Raw genomic sequence first — 20,516 nt, 5'->3', positions numbered from 1 at the left:
TCTGGGAGGGGCGGAACGTGTGTCACCGCCCCTCCCGAGGCTCATGTCCCTTTTCTGGGATTTATGTCACCGTCCTTCCGAAAGAGATCCGCGGGCTCGGCTCTCCTCCGCTCGTCCGGCCTCCACTCGTCCGGCCTCGCGGGTTGCGCCGGTACCGAATCCCACCGGCGGGAGATGACCTTCGGAAAAGGTCGGAAGGTCCCCTCGGAGGCCACGTTTCCGGAAGGACATCGCGATTTTCGTCAGACCGGTGGAGAGGGCCGCGAGCCCCACCCACAGGACCAGGAGAGAGATCGAGAGGCGCGGATAGCTGACGGCCCAGAAGGCGACGCCGATCTCGAGCACGCCGATCGCCAGCGGCATCCACCACTGGGCTGTTCCGCGGGGGTCCTCCTCGGCCGCGCCGTAACGTTCGGCCCGTCTCGCGATGAAGGAGTTGACGATGTCGTAAACGCCTTTGATCAGGAAGTACCAGGCCACGATCCTGGCCGCCACCGTGAAGGTCGGCTGGGACCAGACCAGCGCGGCCACACCGCCGGCGACGAGGAGGACGGCGAGCAGGACATGGGACCATTGCCAGTCCCGCGCCGTCGCCGTTGCTGCCAGCAGTTCACTGGCGGCGCTGAGGAGCAGGACGATTCCGAGGAGTATGGCGACCGAGCGAACCGTTGTCAGACCGAACTGTGGAATTGCCAGCGCAAAAAGGACAAAGACGGTCCCTGCGGCGAGCAGGTACCACCATCGAACCTTCGTGGCACGGTCCTGAGCGTGGCCCGCTGGCGTTGCCGCGAAACGCATGGCGGCTCCTTTCGAGTCATCGGGCTCTCGAACGTGACCGACTCCCGTGGATACGGGCGTCGGTCGCCGAAGTGCGTGGTCGAGTCGGTGATGCCCCCGCTCGCAGGATTCACGCCACGCCGGCGCCGTGAATCATGACGCGTATGTCAGCGAACCGGCCGTCGCCGGTCGACTTCGTGGGTGAATGACGAGATTGGCGGTTGCTTGCCATCCCGCCGATGGTCACACGGTCTCCAGCATTCGTCCGCGTATATCCGGTTCGCCGACGGCACCGATCTCGCCCTCGTGTCCGAGCGGCTCAGTCACTCAGCGCCATCGGTTACTCAGCGCCATCGGCCACGGGTGCGCTGTACACCGACCTGCTGCGCTCGGCCGGTCAGCAGGCGACCGAGACGATCTCAGCGGCGATCCCGCGGACGGTGCGACATGCCCACAACACGCCCACGAAGATCATGGACGGTTCGACGAAAATTGATCGAAAAGAGCGTTCTGCCTGGTCACGGCGCCGACCGAACGGGTCGGCGCCGTACGCGAAGGGCGGAGGCTCCGGGATTTGAACCCGATCTTGAGCAAAATGGGGATGACCGCTGAGGGCCGGAATCCCTTACGCCGCAACGGTTCTTTGATCGCTGAGAGTCGGCGAGAATCGGCGAAAAACGCTGTTTGGTGGAACCGTTCTGGGTACCGTCTGGGGACCAACGATCATCAACGGCCATAATCCGGGCCTCGGGACCGCCGTCACGGACGGTCATCCGGACGCGGTGTCGGGCCGGTGCCGACGTGCTCATCAGGCGACGTCGAGCCAGGCGCGCAGCGCCTGACGGATCACCTCGCTGGCGTTGGTGTGGTCGGCGTCCGCGCGGGCGGCCAGTGCGGCGCGCAGGCCCGGGTCCAGCCGGACCGGTACGACCTCCCCCGGTGCCGCGCCGATCCGCGGCCGGCCGCCCCGGCGGCGCAGAACGTCGACGTCGTAGCCGGCCTCGGCCTCCGCGGCGAGCGTGCTCACGAGTTCGTCGGTCACCGGGATACCGCCCGACGTGGGTGTCTTGTTGGTCATCTCATCCCTCCTTGTCACGGCAGGAGACTCCGGTACTTCGGACGCATCCGCATCGCATGAATGATCAGCTCGGTGTCGTCGTCGAGGAACAGGACGACGATCTCTAACAGGTTGCCCGCGCGGTCCGGGCCGAACCGGAGTTCCCGCGGCGGGCCCTCGCCGTCGAGGGGGTAGGCGACCAGGTAGYGGGCAGCGGCGTGGGTGATGTCCGCGTCGGCTATGCCGTGCTTGCGCGCCGACCGGTGGATCTCCACAGTCAGTATCGTAATACGAAACTGTGGCCCTACTCGGACGCCCGGTCGGGCCGGTGCTCGGCGATCCAGGCTTCGACGTCGTCAGCGGACCAGGCGCGAAAACGACTGCTCTTGATGATCGGCGTCGGGAAGTCATCGCGGTGCGAGATGACCCGCGCGCGCTCCTGCGAGACGCCCAGCGCGGTGGCGATGTCCTTGGTAGTCCAGGGCTCCCGCTCGACGTCGTCCATGAGAAAAGGGTATTGCAACGTCCCAACAGCGGTGTACTGTTGGGACGTCCCAACAGGACGGCCCCCGGTGGTGCTGGAACACCGACCGGGGGCCTTGATCCGATCCCCTGCCACAACAGGAGCCCGAACCCGTGGACATCGTCCCACGTCGCGCGCTGGCGTCGCTGTACGCCCACGTCCGCGCGCTGACCCTCACCCCGGCCGGCGGTGTGTCCGTCCGGTCCCTGCGTGCCGTCCTGGTCGCGCTGGTCGCGTTCCTCGACGCCGAGACCTGGTCGGGCGCGTTCCCGTCCATGGCCACCCTCGCCGCGCGCGCCGAGTGCTCCGACCGGACCGCCCGTCGTGCGGTGCGCGCGCTGGAGGCGGCCGGCGTCCTGGCGGTCGAGCTCGGCGGCGGCCGGCGGTCGAACCGGTACCGGCTGATCCGCCCGGACGGCGGTCCAGCCGCGTCCGCCGATCCCGTGCCGGTGTCCGGGCAGCCCGGTCATGCTGGCCGACGATCCCCTGTGTCTACCTCGCGTACTCCCTTCGGTCGTACGCGGCGCCGCGCGCGTGAGGCCACCGGCCAGCCAGTCCCGGACGACCTGCGTCCACTCGCGGACGCGCTGCACGCCCGGGGCCTGCGTGCCGCCTACGGGCTGGATGACCAGCAGGCCGACGGCGTGCGCGCCACCCTGGCCCGGGTGGGTGTCGCCGCGATGGTCCAAGCCGCCTACCGGGCTCACAGAGCGACGGACCCGGCCCGCTGGTGGTCGGCCTGGACAGGGCTGTGGACGGGCCTTCACGTGCCGTCCAGCCCCGCCACGGCCACACCGACCCCGACGGTCCCCCGGTCAGCCGCGACGGCGGCGGCCGGACTCGCGGCGTGCCGTAGCGCGCTGGCCGCTCGTCACGCGGCCTGAGCCGCACCCAGACACCCGATCCCCGGACCGGCGGACCGATCCCCCGTCCGGCTGGTCCATCACCCTCGTCTCCAGAGCGGAGAGACCTGTGTCCATCCTGCCTTCCCCGCAGCCTGATGCCGCGCCGTGTCCCGGCTGCCCGCACCCGATCGCCGACCACCGGGTGGTGTTCGCCTGCACGGTGGCTGGCTGCCCGTGCACGACCGAGCCCGACGACATGCCGGCCGTCCGCGCCGCTGTGCGCGTCCCTGGCCCGGACGACGTGGACTACCTCGACCCGGCGTCGACCGCGTACTGCACCACCTGCGGTGACCCGATCGCCGACGGCCGGTGTGGYTGCCCTGGCCGGGTCTGGGTCGACAGCCCGTTCGGACCCGTTGACCGGCACGTCACCGGCCAGACCGACGACGAGCCGGCCGGTCGTCACGTGACGGACGTGCCGCCGGTCCCGCCCGCGGTGGCCGAGTACGCGGTCATGCGGACGGCCGATGGTGACGTCACCCTGACGGCCACCGTCCAGCCGGCGGCCGACGCGGCGACCGTCCCGGGCGTTCTCGACGGGTTCGTGTGCCTGTTCTGCGGCGCCGACCTGACCGTCCCCGGCGTCGTCAGCGTGCCGGCCGGTGTCGTGGACGGATGCCAGGTGTTCGCCTGCCAGGCGCATGCGGCGGAGGTGGCCCGGTGAAGGCCGCCCTCGACCCGCGTCTCGGCGGCCTCGACGAGGAGTACGCCGCGGCCTACGTCATCGCGGCCGACCGATCCCGTCCGCAGCGCTGCCGCGACGAGGCGGCGATCGTGGCCGCGACCATCGCCCGGTCGGTGTACGTGCTGACCGGGGTCGAGCTACGGGAGGTGGTCCGGTGAGCGTCCGTAGCGCGGCCTATGGCCGGTTCCAGGTTGTTACGGCATCGGCGACCCTGACAGCCTTTGCCGCCCGACGTAACGCGGAGGTGGCCCGATGAGCCGGGAGAAAGCACTGTACGCCCGGTTGGACGCGATGGGGATACTGGCGGGACTCGGCGACGCGATCGCGGGCGACCCGGCCGAGATCTTCGACGCGCTGGCGGACGACTCGTTGGGCGAAGTCGTCGACCTTCTGATGCTCGTCGACGATTTCGTGCGCGGCCTGATCAAACGGGACCAGGCCGCATCCGGCGCGGACGCGCCGAGCACTCCGCCATCCCCGGCGGTCATTGCCGGCCGGCACGCGCTCTTCATGCTGCGCGCCATCGAGTCCGCGGCCGTCATGGCCGGGGACCGGGCCGGTACGGTGCTCGACGGCCTGGCCGGGGACGGTGCCTGATGCGGGTGGTGACGATCCCGGACCTGCCGGACAGGGTCTGGATAGTCCAGCGCGGCGAMGGCCGGGCGCACCTGGTGCTGCGTGACGGCCTGGTCGACGCGGACACGCTGGCGGCCCTCAGAGGCGCGCTGGCGCATGTGGCCGCGGAGCTGGTGGTGACGGACACCCGCGGGCGGTAGCCACGGCGACAGCGACCCCGGTCTCGAGAATCCCTCGGGCCGGGGTTCGTCGCGTGAACGGGGACGGGTGGATGTTCACCCTCGGGTACGTAGCGCTCTGTAGAGGGTGCGGGACGTAACGACGAAAAGGGTACGCACCAGGTGCGTACCCTTCAGCTCCCCGCGCGCCCGGGGCGGACAGCACCATAGCCACTACCGATGGTCGTGTACGCAGCGGTCCGTGGAGGGTGCGGGACCTGAACCTCGACCGCCGGCACCTGAATCCGGGGCAGCGTGCGATGGTTGCGCTGGAGTATGAGAAGGCGATCGGCGATGCGGCGAAAGCGGCGGAAGCGGCACGGAAAGCAGCAGCCGTGGGTGACTCAAGTAGCCGCCTCGGTAACTCTGGGTCCACTTTGACTCCGGCAGATCTGCCGGAGTCGTCTACACCCACCGTAACCAGGCATGAGCGTGAATCCCGCGAGCGCRCCGCGAAGGCGACCGGCGCGTCCGGCCGTGGCGTCCAGCAGGCGAAGGCCGTTCAGCGTGACGCAGTACGCAGCGCTCCGTAGAGGGTGCGCAAAGGGTACTCACCTGGTGAGTACCCGAGGGTGTCCACAATATGGACACCCTCGTACGCACTTCTGCGTAGGGAATGCGCAACCCGTCAGACCGGGCCCAGGAACGGCCGGAACGGCTTCGGTGACGGGTCCGGCTTCTCGGTCTCGAGACCGAGATCCCACCAGCCGACGGCCCGGCAGCGCTCRCACAGCTCCCGCGGCGGCACGCGGTAGGCGTCCAGCCCGGTCTTGGGCCGGCGGTGGTCACTACAGCGGAGGATGATGCCGGTCACCATGCGGTCCATGACGCCATTGTGGCGATACGGGTAACCGAGATGCCACAACCCGACACGGACAGGCCACGGCGTGGTCTTCGGCCGGTATCCGGCGCGGACCATCGCCTGATGCGCGGAGATGCGCCCGGCGAGGACGTCGGAGCGGAGCTCGGCGGCCTGTTCGTTGCCGGCGTCGGCTTCCTTACGGAGACGGCGGAGAGCAGCCGTTTCGGAGTTCCCAGTGGGCGCTTCCGGTGCATCTTGTACATTGTCAAACTTGCTCCGGTCCCCGCCGTGCGGGTTCTGCAACGCCTGGTCCAGCAGGTCGACGAGCGCCGGATCATCGGCCACCACCCGCCGGATGAGCTCGACCGTCACCCCCAGGGGTGCGGATAGTATCCGTACCCTTTTCAGCTCCCCGCGCGCCCGGGGCGGACAGCACCATAGCCACTACCGATGGTCGTGGCGGCGGTTTCCGACCGAGCGCCCGGGTCGCACCCTGCGTGAGCTGGTCAGGCGTCGCGCCACCCGGGCCGGTGGCGGTCCAACCAGCTTTCGACATCGGCGCGCAGCCAGAGGCGGGTCTGTCCGTCCAGCCCCTCGYACCACGGCGGCGGGAACGAACGGTCCCTCGTGATCGTGTAGGCGCGCGCCTTGCCGACTCCGAGGATGGCCCGGATCTCTGCGATGCCGATCAGCTCGTCCGGGGTGGCCGGTCGTGGCCCGGTGTTGCGCTCCACGCATGCCGACCCTGAGTGCAGATAGGTCGATGCACGACCGGGGCTGTTGCGGTCGTGCCAGACGCGCTACCGTGACCACTCGTTCGCGCGGCGTCCCGTTCGCGCACATGAGTGAGCCCCACCGGTTGTGGGACCGGCGGGGCTCGTTGGCCGACCTGTACGGAGGTACGACCGATGGACCGATCATCCCTGACGTCACGTGACGACCGCCAGGACGACGGCCAGCTCGACGACGTGGACCAGGTGCCCGCCGTCGCGGCCTGGTCCGGCCGCAGGCTGCCGACGACCGGCGCGACGGCGCACTACTCGCGGATCACGGGCCGGGTCACGGTCATCGTGGACGTGGCCATGACCGCGGCCGAGGTGAYGAACGCGCTGGCGATCTACCTGCCGGGCGACGTCCGGCTCAGCGAGGCGCACTCGCTCGGCGACACGGTGATGCTGGTCTTTCAGGGCCAGCCGGACCAGCCCGCGTACACCGCGTCCGGCCCCTGACGCCGTGGTCGTCAGCCGGTCAGGCCGGCCGGCGAGTCCGGGATGGTGACCGCGGCCAGCCCGGCGCGGGCCGACGTCGGCGAGCTGGACGGCAACGCGACGATGCCCCTGACCTGTACAAACACTGGGGAGAGAAGAAAAGGTGGCGGGTCTTCCTGGGGTCAGCCTGGCCGAGAGTGGACCGATCCCCCACCCTGCGTAGCCATCACCCGAACACTGTGCGTTGACACTTTCACGATCAAAAATCACTCTGTGAAGCGACGCGCCAAAAGATCGACGGGTGTGGGTCAGCGGGCCGGCCGGTCCTGAACTTTCGACCCGGCCCCGGGGGTTCGGCGATCAGTTCAGCGCTGCGAGCCGCGCACGGTAGGCCGCGACGCTGCGGCTGCGCTGCGCCGTGGCTGCGCGCTGCCGCGCCTGTGCTTCCGCCTTGCGTCGGATCTCGGCGAGCCGGGGCGCCTGGCGCCGGTCGGCGGCGGCCGCCTCGGCAGGGTGCGCCTGGCGCCAGGCGTGACGGGCTTCCATCTCGTGCGCGGGTGGGCCGTACTCGGCTCCCCACTGCCGGGCGTGGGCGGTGATCTCCACTGGTTACCTTCCGTGGACGTGGTGGCGTGGGTGGCCGGTCCGGGCGCGGTGGACCCTCGCGAACACCGCGCCCGGACCGGACGATCAGGGGCCCCAGGTGGCCGCGGACAGCGCCAGGCCGGTCCCGGACACGGTGGCGATGGCAGCGGGCTGGCGGTCACCGATGAAGCCCACGTAGGACAGCAGCCGGTAGCGAACTTGAAGCGTCCCACTCAAGATCTCGGTGAACACCTCGGTCCGCAGCGAGCTCTCCCACAGGTACAGGTCCGACGCGCGGACGGCGGTGACCCGGTCCTCGTTGGCGCCGGCCCCGGCGACGGCGGTGATGTTGGGGTCCTCGACGACGGGCAGCCCGTTGAGGGTGCGCCCGTCCGGGCCGTCCTTGAGGATCGGGACACCGGCGGCGATGCCCTCGCTCCACAGCCAGCTCGCCCGCCGGGGGTGCATCAGGTAGTGGGTGGCGCCGAGCTTGCGCTTGCCGGCGACGAGCGCGGCGGCCTGGGCCACGAACGGGGCCAGCTCGGCGCCGGTCGGAGTGGGATCGGCGTACGTCACCGTGGTGGTGCCGGAGACGGCGTCGATGCCCTTGACCTGCCCGGACGTGCCGGTCCCGGCGTAGAGCTGGACGTCGAGCTTCTGCGCGTGGTCCGCGGCGAGCTCGGCGAAGACGACAGCGTCCCAGGCGGGCCCGCCGATCTGGTCGGCGAGCTGGGTGGACGCGTCGGACAGTCCCGCGATCGTGCGCACCGGCGCGGTGATGTAGGTGTCGGTCAGGTCGACGTTGGACACCGGTGAGCCGTCGGTCGGCTGGATCGCGACCGTGCCACCACCGGTGACCTTGGGCAGGTAGACGCTGTCGACGCCGCGCGGGAGATCGAACCGGGTCACGATGTCGGCGAACGGCCGGGCGGCCCGGGCCAGGCCGACGTACTGGTCAACCAGCCAGGCCGGGGGGGTGAAGTAGCCGGCCGAGGCGTCGGTGCTGTCGAGGCTGCGGGTCTCGCGGGCGTGGCGGTCGAGGCGCGCGGTCGCGTCCGGGTCGGCGCCGCGCTTGAACCGGGCCAGGTCGCGGAAGTACGAGTGCTGGCCGTGCCGCGCGTACGTCGGCGGCTCAGAGGTGACACGGGCGCGGGGCCGGTCGAGGGTCGGTGCGGGCATCGGCGAGAGTCTTTCGATCGGAGCGGATTTTGTAGATCGTATCGCTCCGACCATCGGAAACCCTCCTGCGATGAGTCGAGATAGACGGAAGTTTTCTTGGTGCTGCGAATGACACTGGGTGACGGTCACCCCGGTCACCCTCGGCTGTCAGGGTGACCAGGGCTCCGACCGCCGGGTCAGGCCCGGGCGCCGTCGGCCATGGCCTGCTCGATCCGCTCGCGTACGGCGCGCTTGGCCTCGACGACCCCGGCCTGGATGTAGGCGTCCCGCTCCGCCGGGCTGAGGTCGAGCACACGGACCACGGCGCCGTGCCGAGACTCGGCGACCTTGTAGCCGACCACCTGGCCGTCGGCGTCGCGGATGACCTCGAACTCGGTGCTCTCGGCCGGCACCGGCGGCACCGGCACCGGGTCGGCCGGCGGCGCCAGCGCGGCCCGGACGGCGGCCTGGACCCGGGCGTCGAGGTCGTCGGCGGGCGCGGCCTCGGGCTGGGCGGTGCGGCTGAAGATGCTCATGTGCTGCTCCTTCTCGTGTCGGTTGGTGCGGTTGGGGGTCGGGACCGGGTGACGCTGGTCGGAGTCGGTAGCGACGGGAGAGGCACCGTCTGCCCTGGCCATGGCTGCCGGTACCGCGCTCGCTGAGCCCGCGGCCCGGCCGGCTTTGACGTCACCCGGTCCCGGGTCATGGGGGTTCGTGGTCGGTGGGTCATGCGGCACCTTCAAGGTCGGCGGGCTCGATTCCGGCGCGGTTCTGCCGATAGGACTTGGAATCAATGAGTCGTTGCGTCTGCTCGGCGAACGACCACAGGGAGTCGATCAGCGGTTCGGCATGCTGACGGGAGATTCGCGGCTCGGGCATCCCGGGCATCGGCGGCAACTCGAAGTCCTCGGCCGTCACCCGTAGAGCGGAGTTGAGACGGTCGATCTCATCCTGGAGCTGGCCGAGCTTCGCGGTCGCCATAGCGCGCAACCGGTCGAGATCCGCGGCGTTCATCCCCTCATCGATCGCACGCTGCGCGTCGTGGAGCCACTGACCCTGTGCGGTAAACACCCGCTGATCAAGCGTCGTGTCGAAGAACTGCTCGAATGCGTCACGGGCGATCTCTCGTAGCAGGTCGGGACGCAGTGAAGCGAGCGCGTCTATCTCGGTCTGCTCCACGCCCATCTCATGGCGCCACCGGTCGGCCCGCTTCTCGGTCTCCTTCAGCGGCGTTGATGGCAAGCCATACTCGCGGACCTGATCGGGCGTGAGCGCGACCCGGTGCACCTGGAATTCGAGATCCGGGAACAGGGACACCTTGAACGCCTGGAGCTTGCGGCCGATGCTGATCGGCATCTGCCACCCGGCCGGATCGGCATCCGAGAAGCACAGGACGACCATCGGCCGGCCGTCCGCCGCGCCGATACTGGCCATCTGGTAGAGCAAGGTGTCGCTGATCTCGCCGGTCGGAAGGTAGAGATCGGCCCGGTACTGCTCGACAATCGGGCCGAGCACGTCAGCAAGGGATGACTTCTCGCCGAATGCAACGAGCTTGTAGGGCTGCGTCCCGTTGAAGTCCGCAAGCTCGGCCGCGGGCATGAGGTCGTCGACGCTGGGGATGTCGACCTGCACCCCGACCGTCAGGTAAGCCTCTGGCTCTGGCGGCTCGAAGATCTGCACCGTCGGCGCGGCGTTGCGCTGGTCGACGATCTGATCGAAGGGGATGTACTGGAGCCACCGGGCGGCCTTGCCCGCGTCCGACTGAAGCCAGGTCCAGTCGGCATCGGTGTTCGTGTACGGCGACCCATCCGGCTTGGGGCGGCCGATGACCATGTAGTGCAGGCCGCGAAGGTGAATCCTTCGGTTGCCGAGTCCGAGATCCCGGGCAGTAATGGCAAGCCATTCACCGTCCCGATGCCGGGCCGGGGTGTCGATCCGGAACGGGTCGTTCTGCGCAGCAAGGACGGTCAGGTCCTTCATCGGACGCCCCGTCTCGGCCGCGACGTCGGAAAGAACCTGGCGGAGCGGCGACGCGGTCACGCGGCACCACCACGGCGGACGGCCAGGCAGGCGGGGCACAGCGTGCCGGTCGCGTGGGGCCCGTAGCGGCGGATCTTCCGGCCGCATCTCGCGGCGCAGTCGCCGATCTCGTCAGGTGGCACGTCGGCCAGCTCGGCGGGTAGCGCGCTCTCGTGTACGGCTTGCAGTGGCAAAGTGCCCGGCTCACCCGGCTCAGCCGGCTCGTTGCCCGGCTCAGTCAGGCTCCGGACGTCCGGCTGAGCCGGCTGAGCCGGGTGAGCCGGGTAGTTCTGCATTGCAGGCCCTACATCGGACTTGAGCGTGATCCCGCTGTAGGTCGGGACCTGCTTACCGTCCGGGCCGCGCGGTTTCGTCCGTCGCATCTGCGGCGCGATGGACTGAAGGTTGCGGCCGAAGGTGGCCTTCGTCCCGGCGCTGTTGCCGGAGTCGTCGCACCATGCCCGCCACGCCTTCCACAGGACGTCCACGGCGATCTCATGGCGGGGTCCGATGTCGCAGCATTCGCGGACGAAGGCCGACATCGGCGAGGCCATGTCTTTCATGGTCAGCACGGCGTCGACGGAGCTTGCCGGCTCGGTGAACCGGCCCTGCGCCGTCAGCCGGTCAAGGCCGTCGAGGGCCCAGTTCAGGATGCCGGGCAGTTCGGTCAGCAGCTCGCCGGACAGACCGGGGTTCTCCTGACCGAGCCAGGAATGCCGCATGGCCAGCACCAGGAACCGGTAGGCGATGACGCCGGAGGCGTCACCGAACTTCGGCAGCTCGTTGGACAGGATCACGATCCGAGCCGGGAGCCGACCCGTCCACGGGTCTTTGTGCTTGCGGTCGATGTCGATCGTGTCCTCGCCGGAGATCGTCAACAGCCGTTCGACGACCTGCTGACCGTCCCGCGGGTTCAGCCGCGCGTCCGAGATGATCGCCAGCGGCTTACCCAGCAGCGGCGACAACCCRAACTGGCTGCCCATGCTCGCCAGCGTCGGACCGGCCATGTTGCCCTTACCGACCAGCGCCGTAAGGATGCGGCCGATCGTGCCCTTGCCCGACCGGGTGGGACCGACGATGAGCAGGATCTTGTGCAGATCGGTCCGGCCGGACACGACGTAGCCGAAGAACTCTTGCAGCGTGGCGATCGCGTCCGGGTCGTCCGGCCAGAGCTGGCCGAGGAAGGCCAACCACCGTTCGGGTTTCGGCGCGTCCGGGCTGTAGGCGAATGGGACTGAGACGAGATTGAAGAACGCCGGGGTCGGCGAGGCCACCGTACGGTCGGCCAGGCGGAGCAGCCCGTTGGAGCACGCAACGATCGGATCCCGGCCCCCCTGCGCGTTAAGTTGATATTTACCCGGCTTACCCGGCTTACCCGGCTCACCCGGCTCAGCCGGACCTATCCATGACGGTGGGTCGATCGTCGACGGTAGATGYGTGATCGCGGCCATGGACTCGAGCAACTCGGCGATCTTGCGTTTCGTCGGGATCCAGTCGGCCCCGCGGGTCTCCACCCGCGTCGTCTCCGTACCGTCCGCGGCCTTGACCCGGACGCTGACCCGAACGGCGAACTGGGCGTGCTCAAGCCGCTTGTAGGCGTCGGCGCGGATCTCCCGGTCGTCAATCTCGCGCCAATGAGTGAGCTCCCAGCGCATCCACGTGCCGCGCCAGTGCCGCAGCGTGTAGAGCCCGTCCCGTTCGGCTCGGGCCATCAGGTGACGGGCGACCGTCATCGGCTTGTTCGGCGGCGGGACGTAGCCGTCAGCGTCGTCGTCCGGCTCAATGTCACCGGACCCCAGGTCGTGCAGCATGCCGTCGTCGTTCACGCGGTCCTCCGCTCCGACGCCTGGCGTCCGGGATAGTCGCCAGGCCGCGGCGTCAGCGCCAGGCGGCGGCGCTCGTCCAGCGGGAGCCCGACATCGGACCCGACGGCGCGGGCACGTTCGATCCGGGCCACGTGCTGGGAGAGCTCCCGCCACGCAGCCTGGATCTCACCCCAGCGCGCATCGACATCACGCAGGTAGGCGGCACGCGCGCCGTCCTGCTCGGCCCGGTGGACGGCGTCGCGCCACACCGGGTCGGCCTCGGCGCGCCAGGACTCKGCGGCAACGAGGATCGCCGCGGCCCGGCGCGGATCGTCGTCCGGCAGCGCCGCCCACTCCGGCGAGCCGTAGGACGGGATCCGGCCGGCGGCACGGGCGGCGCGGATCTTGTCTTGCGCCCAGCGGCCGACCGGGTCGCGGGTGAACAGGGATCGGAGGTCGCTCACCGGGACGCCCCCTGACGGACCAGCCGCTTGGCCTCGTGGCCGATCTCGTCGTGGCGGTGCCGTAGCGGCCGCCCAGACGTGACGGCCCGGGCGTGTAGGAGCGTGCGGAGGCGGTCGACAGCGACCGGCGCGGTACCCTCGCGGGGAGATCGGTCGCCAACCTGTGTCTCGTCTTCAGCCGCCCCGGGAGCCGCACCCCGGGGCGTTGCTGTCTGCGGCCTCACCCGCTCACGGCTCCCTCACTCACGCCGAGCAGGTCCAGCAGGCCGCGCACCGGGACGACGTAACGCTCCCCGTGCCGGATGACCGGGACCGGGAAGCGGCCGGCACGGACCAGCTCACGTGTCTTCGTCGGCCCGATGTCGAGCACGGACCCGGCGGTGACCACGTCCGTGATGACGCCGAGCCCGCGCACGTCGGCAGCGGTCCACTGACCGCGCGCCGGGGTCGGCCTGGTCACGATGCCTTCCTGACGGGGTCGACGTCGAACAAGTCGCGCACCCGTGCGCCGAGGCTGCGGGCAAGCTGAACTTTCACCAGCGGAGACGGTGTGCGCTGTCCGCGCTCGATGCGCGACAGGTAACCCTTGCTCCGGCCGGTGAGGTCGGCCAGGTCGTCAAGGGTCAGGCCCGCATCCGTCCGCCACTGCCGAAAGCGTGAGGGTGCGATGTCCTGCGTTGCCACGGTCGGACTCCTTCGATCGCTCAGACTCTGTCATCCGGTCGCTTGACGACCAATCGACTGGACGGAGCCGACCATAGTCGACAGATGACGTGGTCGGCAACTGACCGGACGACATGTCAAGATGGGGGCCATGGCGACAGGCGAGACAACGACCGAGCCCTACGAGCGGCAACCACGCGTCCGCTGGGTGGCGCACGATCCGCCAGGGAGCGCGAGCGTCGGCCAGATCGTCGGCGAGAACCTCCGCCGTCTGCGCGAACAGTGGCAATGGACGCAGCACGAGATGGCCGTGACGTTCCAGCGGCACGGCTTGAGCTGGACTCGCGTACGGGTCGCCGCGATCGAACGCGGTGACCGCGACACGGTYGATCTCGGGACGCTGCTGTTGCTGTCCGAGGCGATCGGTGTAGCGCCTGCCGAGTTCTTCGCGGGCGATGGCGACGTCCGGCTGTCGCCCCAAGCGGTGGCGCCGCGGGCGTACGTCCGCGAACAGCTTTCAGGGACGCCGTCTCACCTGCGATCCACCGACTTGCTCGTGACGATCAAGCCTGACAATCCCAATCTTGGCATCCGGCCGATCACCTCGACAGAAGCGGACGAGGCCCTTGCACGACGCCTCGGAGCATCGACTCAAACGGTCGTCATGGAGGCACTCACGTTGTGGGGACACTCCCTGACCGACGAACGTGACCGGCGGGTCCGAGCGCTCGGCGACATGGAGCCGAACGAGCGCCAGGCGCACCGAGGCCACATCACGCGGGAGCTGTCCCGGGAGATCGAACAGCGGCTGGCAGAGACGGACGCCCGTGAAGATCAAGGTTGAGAAGCTGTGCGGATGYCGGGACGCGGAAACGAAAAAGAAGTACAGCCGTGGCCAGTGCCCGGAGCTGACCAGGCGGACACATGGATCGTGGACCTACCGGATATGGGTGCCCAAAGAGTTGGTCCCGCTGGTCGGCAGAACCGAGCTGAGCGGGTCGGGGTACGAGACGAAAAAGGCAGCAGAGGAAGAGGCGGAGAAAGCGGCGGGTCATGTCCGCGCCGGTCAGCGGCACATCGGCGGACTGACCGTCGGCGCCTACCTGACTGACTGGCTGGGCCGGAAGAACGCGCTGCGTCCGACCACCCGGGCACGCTACGAGCAGTTCGTCAGGCTGCACCTGGTGCCGTATCTCGGGGAGTTGCCGGTGGCCGGTCTGCGCGCCGAGCACATCGACACGGCATTGAAGCTGGCGGCCACGGCATCCCAGGAGCGCCCCGGGCGGCCGATCGGTCCGGCGACGGTGAAGGACGTCTTGCAGATGCTGCGCAGCGCGCTGAACGACGCGGTGAAGCAGCGGATGATCAGTTTCAACCCGGCGGACGGGGTGGAACTGGCGTCGTACACGCCACCGGAGGTCGAGCCGTGGGAGGCGGAAGAGGTCGGCCGGTTCCTCGACGAAGCGGCCGGCGACCGGCTGTCTGCGATGTTCGAGCTGATCGCGTTGGCCGGTCTGCGCCGCGGTGAGGCGTGCGGAGCGACCTGGTCGGGCCTGGACGAAGCCGCGGCGGTGCTCACGATCTCCCAGCAGATCGTCAAGAACGACACCGCGTACGGCGTGTGGCCGCCGAAGACGCGCAACGGCAAACGCAAGGTCGATCTCGACCCCACGCTGATCGGGTCCCTGATGGGGCACCGGCTGCGCCAGGACGACGAGCGCGCGGCGGTCGGCGACAGATGGGATAACGGGGCGCTGCCCGACGAGCACGGCCGGCCGGTCCAGCTCGCGGAGCTGATGTTCACCCACCCGTCGGGGCGGCACCTGGACCCGCAATACGTCACCCGGCGGATGCAGCAGATCGCCCGGCGGGTTGGTCTGCTAGGCACCGTCCGGGCGTCGGCGGCGGCCAGGAGCCGGACGGTCGTCATCGGCACCCGGTACCGGCCGGCGGAGGGCACGTGGACGCTGTACCGCGACCGTGAGCCGATCGGGCAGGTGACGGTGATCGGTGTGACTCGGGAGGGCCCGCGGTCGGTGCTGCACCTGGCCGGGCCGTTGTCGGTGGCCCTGGAGGTGGGGGACGAGATCGGGGATCGGTTGCTGTCGCCGCGGCGGCTGCACGATCTGCGGCATTCGTCCGCGTCGATCCAGCTCGCTGAAGGTGTCGACATCGCGTTGGTGTCCAAGCGCCTCGGTCACTCGACGCCATCGATCACGGGGGCGCTGTACGTCCATCTACTGCGCTCGAAGGGGCAGCAGGCGGCGGCCACGATCGCGGCGGCGATCCCGCGCGCGGTCCGCTCTGGGGACGGTCTGGGTTCCAGTGATCAAAGAGTGGTAGCCGGGGGGTCATCCTCCGGCGTCTCCGCTGGTCAGAGCACCAGACCGAGACGCCGAAAGATCGCCAAAAAAGCGGAGGCTCCGGGATTTGAACCCGGGAGGGGGTGTTGCCCCCAACCGCATTAGCAGTGCGGCGCCATAGACCGGACTAGGCGAAGCCTCCAACGTGCGTTCTGAGTATAGCCACCACTTCCGGTGTGACTTTGCCACCCTCTCCCGGGCCCGCGGACGGCTCCGGCGAGGCCGGGCGCTCGGCGCACCCGCGGACGGCATGCTCGGACACAGGGCGCTCATCCGAGCGCGGCCAGGACGAGGTTCGCCACCTCCTCCCGCCGCCCGGGCCTCCCCACGGTGCTGCCGTCGGCCTCCCGTACGTAGAAGGCGTTCACGACGTCGAGACCGATCGTGGCCACGATCGCGGTACGCACGCCGAGCCCGGCGTCGGTGAGCGCGCGGACCATCCGGAACAGCACCCCGGCACGGTCGGGCGCCCGTATCTCGATCACCGTGTCGGATCCGGAGTCGTCAAAAATGATTTTTGGTGGCGCGGGCGGCGGCCGGCGCCGGGCGGCCGCGTACGCCTGTTCCCGGCCGGCRATCCTGGCGTCCAGGTCGACCCGGCCGGCGAGGACCCGCAGCAGGTCACCGCGCAGCTTCCCGGCGCTGGGCTCCCCGTCGTGCGTGCTCGCCACCGCCGCCTGCAACAGCGCCCGGCCGTTCTCGCCGCGGGCGGAGGCACGGTGCACGTCCAGCCGGTTGACGGCGAGCACTCCCGTGGTGGCGGCCAGCAGCCCGGGACGGTCGGGCGCCACCACCACGATCTCGAACATCGAGTCGTCCGGCAGCGGGTTGACCGCGACGTGGTAGTCGTCCGGGAGCGTGAGAAGAGCCCGTTGACGGTCGGTGAGGGCGGGCGGGCACGGCGCACGCCCGCCGCTGTGGACCGCCATCGCCCGCTCCACCAGGTCGCCCACCAGCCGTGCCTTCCACGGGCTCCAGGCCGTCGGGCCGGTGGCGAGTGCGTCGGCTTCGGTCAGGGCGTGCAGCAGGCCGAGGATCCGGGGGCTGCCGGCGGCCCGGGCCACCGCCTCGATGGTCGCCGGGTCGTCGATGTCCCGCCGGGTCGCGGCCTCGATGAGCAGGAGGTGCTGGCGCACCATCGTGACCAGCACGTCGGCGTCCGCCGGCGGGAGCCCGAGCCGTGGCGCGAGATCGTGGACGATCTTGACCCCCACGTCGGTGTGGTCGCCGGGCCGGCCCTTGCCGATGTCGTGCAGCAGGGCGCCGAGCAGCAGCAGGTCGGGCCGGTCGACCTCGCGGGTCGACGCCGCCGCGGCGGCGACTGTCTCCAGCAGGTGCCGGTCGACGGTGAAGCGGTGGTAGGGATTGCGCTGCGGCCTGCTGCGCACCGCCTCCCACTCGGGCAGCAGCCGGACGAGCAGCCCGACCTGGTCGAGCGCCTCCATGGCGCCGATCATGGCTGGGCCGGTGGCGAGCAGGGCCACCAGGGCCTGCCGTGCCGCGTCCGGCCACGGTGCCGGCATGGGTGGGGCTTCGCGGGCAAGCCGGTTGAGGGCGTATCGGCCGATGGGGATGCCGGCCCGGGCCGCCGCGGCGGCGGCCCGCAGAACCAGCGCGGGATCGCGGGTGGGATCGGCGTCCCGGGCGAGCTGGGCCTCGCCGTCCTGCTCGACCACGTCCTGGTCGAGGGGCCGGCGGACCGGGGGGCCGGGGCGCCGGCGCGCGGACGAGCGCAGACCGGCCGAGACCCGATACCAGGTGGTGTCCCAGGTCCAGGAGATCGTACGGCCCGCGTCGGCGGTGGCGTGGGCGAGCGCGAGCTGGTCGGGATAGCCCAGAGCGGCCGCGACGGCGGCCTGGTCCTGCAGCAGCAGCCGGTCCTGCCGGCGGCCGTGCGCGAGCCGGCGGATCTCGCCACGGGCGTCGAGGAGCACCCGGTGCGCTTCGAGTACCCGCGCGGGCGGGGTTTCGGCGGCCCATGCGGTGGCGAGCGCGGTCAGGGCATGGACGTCCCGCAGACCACCGCGGGCCTGTTTCAGGTCCGGTTCGAGCAGGAAGGCGACGTCGCCGTGGCGGCGGGCCCGGTCGGCGACCAGGTCCGCGAGCTCGGGCAGGCGATGGGGGGAACGGGCCCGCCAACGGGCGCGGACGCGCTCGAGCAGCGACCCCACGAGGACGCGGTCACCGGCGATCGGGCGGGCCGCCAGCAGGCCCAGCGCCGCCTTCAGGTCGTCGTCGGCGACCGCGACGGCCTCGTCGACGGTACGGACGCTGTGATCGAGGCCGATCCCGGCGTCCCAGAGCGGATACCAGAGGGTGTCGGCAATGCCGGTGACGTCGTCCCGGCGGCCGTCGTGTAGCAGGACGAGGTCGAGATCACTGCCGAGGACGGGTTCGCCCCGTCCGTAGCCACCGACCGCCAGCAGGGCGACGCCGGGGCCCGGCTCGCCGAAGAGGTCACGCAAAGTGGTGTCCGCGATGCCCATGAGAGCGTGGCGCAGCGCTGGCCCGACGATGCCGCCGAACTCCTCGGAGCGGCCGGTGAGCGCCGCCAGTCGGTTCGTCACCAGGGGCTGACCAAGTTCATCGCTGTCGGTAGTTCATCACTGTTCGCTGTGAGAAGAGTGTCCCTGACCATCAGGAGAGTCTCCGGCCGGTCCGGCGGTCGACGGCCCACACCGATCAGGCCATCGATCACCGGACGTGGGTCACCAGRCGTGGGCAGCAGGTCCGGCAGGGCCGGCGGCGGCGCGGTGGTGTTTCTTTCGTGCCGCCGCCGGCGGCGGATGGCTCCGGAACGCTACAGCGCGTCCGATCCGCGTTCACCGGTGCGTACCCGTAGGACGGTTTCGACCGGTACCACCCAGATCTTGCCGTCGCCGATCTTCCCGGTCTGAGCGGACGTGGTGATGGCGGTTACCAGCTCCTCGACGGCGTCGTCCTCGACGAGGATTTCGATCTTTATTTTCGGAACGAAGTCGACCTTGTACTCGGCCCCCCGGTACACCTCGGTGTGGCCCTTCTGCCGGCCGAAGCCCTGGACCTCCGAGATGGTCAGACCGTGTATCCCGAGATTTTCCAGCGCGGTCTTCACGTCCTCCAGCCTGAACGGTTTGATCACCGCGGTCACCAGCTTCACGCTCACGCCTTGACCTCCTCGGATACCTGCACCGGAGTAGCCGACCCGGACGCGCCGCCGGTACCGGTACCGCCCCCGGTGAAGGTGAGGCGGTAGGCGGTCTCACCGTGCTGCGACTCGTCGAGGCCGATCTCCTCCTCCTCGTCGCTCACCCGGAGCCCCCAGACGAACTTGATTGCGTAAGCTATGATCGCGGTCGCGACGGCGGAGTAGGCGACGGTTGCCCCGACGGCGAGCGCCTGCTCACCGAAAACGCTCCAGGGGCCGCCGTAGAAGACACCGTCCTTGCCGTTCGGGTTCGTGTCGACGGTGGCGAAGAGCCCGGTCAGCAGCGCGCCCAGGACACCGCCGATCAGGTGGACGGCGCCGACGTCGAGCGAGTCGTCGATCCCCACCCTGCCCTTGATGGCGGTGGCCAGCGCACACACCACGCCGGCGATCGCGCCGACCGCGATGGAGCCCAACGGCGAGACGAAACCACACGCGGGGGTGATCGCGACCAGGCCGGCTACGGCTCCGGAGGCGGCGCCCAGGGCGGTGGCCTTGCCGTCGCGCAGCCGTTCGACGGCGATCCAGCCGAGCAGGGCCACGCCGGTGGCGATCTGGGTGTTCAGGAAGGCGTACCCGGCCACCTTGTTGGCGCCGAGCGCCGAGCCGGCGTTGAAACCGAACCAGCCGAACCACAGCAGACCGGTGCCGAGCAGGACGAACGGGACGTTGTGCGGCCGGAAGTCACCGGCGGGCCAGCCCCGGCGCTTCCCGAGCGCGACAGCCAGGACGATCGCCGCGATACCGGCATTGGCATGGACGACCGTGCCACCGGCGAAGTCCAGCGCGCCGCGCTTGTACAGCCAGCCGGTGCTCGCCCAGACCCAGTGGGCTATCGGCGAGTAGACCAGGACGGACCACAGGACGACGAAAACGGCGAAGGCGCTGAATTTTATCCGGTCCGCGGAGGCACCGGTGATGAGAGCGGGTGTGATGATCGCGAACATCATCTGGAAGGAGACGAAAACGACCGCCGGTATCGTCGTGTCGCTTGCGGTCAGATCCTGCAGACCGACGAAGTCGAAGCCGCCCCAGAACTTGTTGCCGGAACCGAAGGCGATACTGTAGCCGACGACGGTCCAGACGAGGGTCACGATGCCAATAGTGAAGAAATTCTGTACCAGAATACCCAGAACGTTCTTCGCCCGGACCATGCCACCGTAGAAGAACGCGAGCCCGGGGGTCATGAGCAGTACCGCTCCCGAGCTTGCGAGTATCCAGGCGGTGTCGCCCGTGTCCAATGCAGCCATGTCTCTCCCGTCGGTCGCCCCGCGTGCCCGCGTGGATCATGCTCGCCGGTCCGCGGCCCACCCGCCGTCCCGGATCCTTCGGCCGAAGATTCGATAGAATCTGTTCCGGATCGGTATCTTCCCTGTTTCCGATATGTGAAATCGCTAAATTGGGCGATTCGTGGCTCGTTCTGACGGAGCGGTGGCGAGCATCACATCGCCCTTCGTGACTTCCGGCGCGTTTGCGTGATCCTACTTGCTCCGACGGGCTACCGTGCTTCTCTGTGTGTGA

General features: G+C 69.7%; 24 protein-coding genes, 1 tRNA gene and 1 pseudogene. 8 read left to right on the top strand and 18 right to left on the bottom strand.

The features are described 5' to 3' along the window. Positions 1–66 precede the first annotated feature (66 nt). The 4 genes from BL254_RS18940 to BL254_RS18925 all read right to left on the bottom strand — a co-directional run bounded on the left by BL254_RS18940 (position 67) and on the right by BL254_RS18925 (position 2,339). A complete protein-coding gene (locus tag BL254_RS18940; protein WP_047223774.1) occupies positions 67–798 on the bottom strand; it encodes an HdeD family acid-resistance protein in 732 nt (243 codons plus the stop codon). Between the two features lie 787 nt (positions 799–1,585). Then, on the bottom strand, positions 1,586–1,855 hold the full coding sequence (locus BL254_RS18935) for a ribbon-helix-helix protein, CopG family (RefSeq protein ID WP_175648419.1): 270 nt from the start codon (positions 1,853–1,855) through the stop codon (positions 1,586–1,588). A gap of 14 nt (positions 1,856–1,869) precedes the next feature. Then, positions 1,870–2,109 carry a hypothetical protein gene (locus BL254_RS18930; RefSeq protein ID WP_076844355.1) on the bottom strand — a complete coding sequence of 80 codons (240 nt, stop codon included), beginning with the start codon at positions 2,107–2,109 and terminating at the stop codon, positions 1,870–1,872. Positions 2,110–2,138: 29 nt separating this feature from the next. After that, positions 2,139–2,339: an AlpA family transcriptional regulator gene (locus tag BL254_RS18925; protein WP_047223772.1), complete on the bottom strand. Its 201-nt coding sequence runs from the start codon at positions 2,337–2,339 to the stop codon at positions 2,139–2,141. Positions 2,340–2,470: 131 nt separating this feature from the next. Between BL254_RS18925 and BL254_RS18920 the strand changes: the two genes are divergently transcribed. The 5 genes from BL254_RS18920 (at position 2,471) to BL254_RS18900 (ending at position 4,723) form a co-directional block, all read left to right on the top strand. Then, positions 2,471–3,241 (top strand): helix-turn-helix domain-containing protein, encoded by a 771-nt coding sequence (locus BL254_RS18920; RefSeq protein ID WP_047223771.1) that lies wholly within the window; start codon positions 2,471–2,473, stop codon positions 3,239–3,241. Positions 3,242–3,329: 88 nt separating this feature from the next. Next, positions 3,330–3,926 carry a hypothetical protein gene (locus BL254_RS18915; RefSeq protein ID WP_047223770.1) on the top strand — a complete coding sequence of 199 codons (597 nt, stop codon included), beginning with the start codon at positions 3,330–3,332 and terminating at the stop codon, positions 3,924–3,926. Further along, positions 3,923–4,105 (top strand): hypothetical protein, encoded by a 183-nt coding sequence (locus BL254_RS18910; protein ID WP_047223769.1) that lies wholly within the window; start codon positions 3,923–3,925, stop codon positions 4,103–4,105. Before BL254_RS18915 ends, BL254_RS18910 begins: the two co-directional genes overlap by 4 nt. Positions 4,106–4,199: 94 nt before the next feature. Then, complete coding sequence (locus BL254_RS18905) at positions 4,200–4,544, top strand: hypothetical protein (RefSeq protein ID WP_047223768.1); 345 nt, start codon at positions 4,200–4,202, stop codon at positions 4,542–4,544. Next, a complete protein-coding gene (locus BL254_RS18900; RefSeq protein ID WP_076844353.1) occupies positions 4,544–4,723 on the top strand; it encodes a hypothetical protein in 180 nt (59 codons plus the stop codon). Before BL254_RS18905 ends, BL254_RS18900 begins: the two co-directional genes overlap by 1 nt. Positions 4,724–5,369: 646 nt before the next feature. Here BL254_RS18900 and BL254_RS18895 read toward each other — a convergent pair. Further along, positions 5,370–5,915, bottom strand: a complete 546-nt coding sequence (locus BL254_RS18895; protein WP_047223766.1) for a hypothetical protein — start codon at positions 5,913–5,915, stop codon at positions 5,370–5,372. A 134-nt stretch (positions 5,916–6,049) separates the two neighbouring features. Then, complete coding sequence (locus BL254_RS18890; RefSeq protein ID WP_083731199.1) at positions 6,050–6,277, bottom strand: AlpA family transcriptional regulator; 228 nt, start codon at positions 6,275–6,277, stop codon at positions 6,050–6,052. Positions 6,278–6,451: 174 nt separating this feature from the next. On the opposite strand from BL254_RS18890, the gene BL254_RS18885 reads away from it, so the two are divergent. Then, positions 6,452–6,772, top strand: a complete 321-nt coding sequence (locus BL254_RS18885) for a hypothetical protein (RefSeq protein WP_076844351.1) — start codon at positions 6,452–6,454, stop codon at positions 6,770–6,772. 339 nt (positions 6,773–7,111) lie between these two features. Here the strand turns inward: BL254_RS18885 and BL254_RS18880 are convergent, their stop codons facing one another. The 8 genes from BL254_RS18880 to BL254_RS18845 all read right to left on the bottom strand — a co-directional run bounded on the left by BL254_RS18880 (position 7,112) and on the right by BL254_RS18845 (position 13,466). Continuing rightward, positions 7,112–7,357, bottom strand: coding sequence for a hypothetical protein (locus BL254_RS18880; RefSeq protein WP_047223764.1), 246 nt, complete (start codon positions 7,355–7,357; stop codon positions 7,112–7,114). An 84-nt stretch (positions 7,358–7,441) separates the two neighbouring features. Beyond that, entirely contained in the window at positions 7,442–8,515 is a 1,074-nt protein-coding gene (locus tag BL254_RS18875) for a phage major capsid protein (RefSeq protein ID WP_052914714.1), read from the bottom strand. A 176-nt stretch (positions 8,516–8,691) separates the two neighbouring features. Then, positions 8,692–9,030 (bottom strand): hypothetical protein, encoded by a 339-nt coding sequence (locus tag BL254_RS18870; protein ID WP_047223763.1) that lies wholly within the window; start codon positions 9,028–9,030, stop codon positions 8,692–8,694. 190 nt (positions 9,031–9,220) lie between these two features. After that, positions 9,221–10,534, bottom strand: a complete 1,314-nt coding sequence (locus BL254_RS18865) for a hypothetical protein (RefSeq protein WP_139342401.1) — start codon at positions 10,532–10,534, stop codon at positions 9,221–9,223. Continuing rightward, complete coding sequence (locus BL254_RS18860; RefSeq protein ID WP_076844349.1) at positions 10,531–12,339, bottom strand: phage/plasmid primase, P4 family; 1,809 nt, start codon at positions 12,337–12,339, stop codon at positions 10,531–10,533. The genes BL254_RS18865 and BL254_RS18860 overlap by 4 nt, the downstream gene beginning before the upstream one ends. Then, on the bottom strand, positions 12,336–12,782 hold the full coding sequence (locus BL254_RS18855) for a hypothetical protein (protein WP_047223761.1): 447 nt from the start codon (positions 12,780–12,782) through the stop codon (positions 12,336–12,338). Before BL254_RS18855 ends, BL254_RS18860 begins: the two co-directional genes overlap by 4 nt. Positions 12,783–13,002: 220 nt before the next feature. Further along, positions 13,003–13,242, bottom strand: coding sequence for a hypothetical protein (locus BL254_RS18850; RefSeq protein WP_235433607.1), 240 nt, complete (start codon positions 13,240–13,242; stop codon positions 13,003–13,005). Continuing rightward, entirely contained in the window at positions 13,239–13,466 is a 228-nt protein-coding gene (locus BL254_RS18845; RefSeq protein WP_047223759.1) for a helix-turn-helix domain-containing protein, read from the bottom strand. Before BL254_RS18845 ends, BL254_RS18850 begins: the two co-directional genes overlap by 4 nt. A 187-nt stretch (positions 13,467–13,653) precedes the next feature. On the opposite strand from BL254_RS18845, the gene BL254_RS18840 reads away from it, so the two are divergent. After that, positions 13,654–14,289 (top strand): helix-turn-helix domain-containing protein, encoded by a 636-nt coding sequence (locus BL254_RS18840; protein ID WP_175648418.1) that lies wholly within the window; start codon positions 13,654–13,656, stop codon positions 14,287–14,289. After that, positions 14,273–15,676, top strand: a pseudogene (xerC, locus tag BL254_RS25300) (tyrosine recombinase XerC); the annotation flags it as partial. The gene BL254_RS18840 and the pseudogene xerC, both read left to right, overlap by 17 nt. A 184-nt stretch (positions 15,677–15,860) precedes the next feature. Here xerC and BL254_RS18825 read toward each other — a convergent pair. The 4 genes from BL254_RS18825 to BL254_RS18810 form a co-directional block, all read right to left on the bottom strand. Then, positions 15,861–15,950 (bottom strand) — tRNA-Ser (locus BL254_RS18825). A gap of 127 nt (positions 15,951–16,077) precedes the next feature. Further along, positions 16,078–18,375 carry a [protein-PII] uridylyltransferase gene (locus tag BL254_RS18820; protein ID WP_076844345.1) on the bottom strand — a complete coding sequence of 766 codons (2,298 nt, stop codon included), beginning with the start codon at positions 18,373–18,375 and terminating at the stop codon, positions 16,078–16,080. A 233-nt stretch (positions 18,376–18,608) separates the two neighbouring features. Next, positions 18,609–18,947, bottom strand: a complete 339-nt coding sequence (locus BL254_RS18815; protein WP_043602660.1) for a P-II family nitrogen regulator — start codon at positions 18,945–18,947, stop codon at positions 18,609–18,611. A 2-nt stretch (positions 18,948–18,949) separates the two neighbouring features. Next, positions 18,950–20,245 (bottom strand): ammonium transporter, encoded by a 1,296-nt coding sequence (locus BL254_RS18810; protein ID WP_076844343.1) that lies wholly within the window; start codon positions 20,243–20,245, stop codon positions 18,950–18,952. Positions 20,246–20,516 lie beyond the last annotated feature (271 nt).

Source organism: Protofrankia sp. BMG5.30 (genome assembly GCF_001983005.1).
Classification (GTDB): domain Bacteria; phylum Actinomycetota; class Actinomycetes; order Frankiales; family Frankiaceae; genus Protofrankia; species Protofrankia coriariae.
The sequence above is the reverse complement of the archived record's forward strand: the minus strand, read 5'-3'. Positions and strand labels throughout refer to the sequence as shown.

Bases quoted from the DNA above. Each gene is read 5' to 3' on its own strand.
- BL254_RS18905 (WP_047223768.1), top strand. From the start codon at position 4,200: ATGAGCCGGGAGAAAGCACTGTACGCCCGGTTGGACGCGATGGGGATA.
- BL254_RS18940 (WP_047223774.1), bottom strand. From the start codon at position 798: ATGCGTTTCGCGGCAACGCCAGCGGGCCACGCTCAGGACCGTGCCACG.
- BL254_RS18935 (WP_175648419.1), bottom strand. From the start codon at position 1,855: ATGACCAACAAGACACCCACGTCGGGCGGTATCCCGGTGACCGACGAA.
- BL254_RS18870 (WP_047223763.1), bottom strand. From the start codon at position 9,030: ATGAGCATCTTCAGCCGCACCGCCCAGCCCGAGGCCGCGCCCGCCGAC.
- BL254_RS18875 (WP_052914714.1), bottom strand. From the start codon at position 8,515: ATGCCCGCACCGACCCTCGACCGGCCCCGCGCCCGTGTCACCTCTGAG.
- BL254_RS18810 (WP_076844343.1), bottom strand. From the start codon at position 20,245: ATGGCTGCATTGGACACGGGCGACACCGCCTGGATACTCGCAAGCTCG.
- BL254_RS18925 (WP_047223772.1), bottom strand. From the start codon at position 2,339: ATGGACGACGTCGAGCGGGAGCCCTGGACTACCAAGGACATCGCCACC.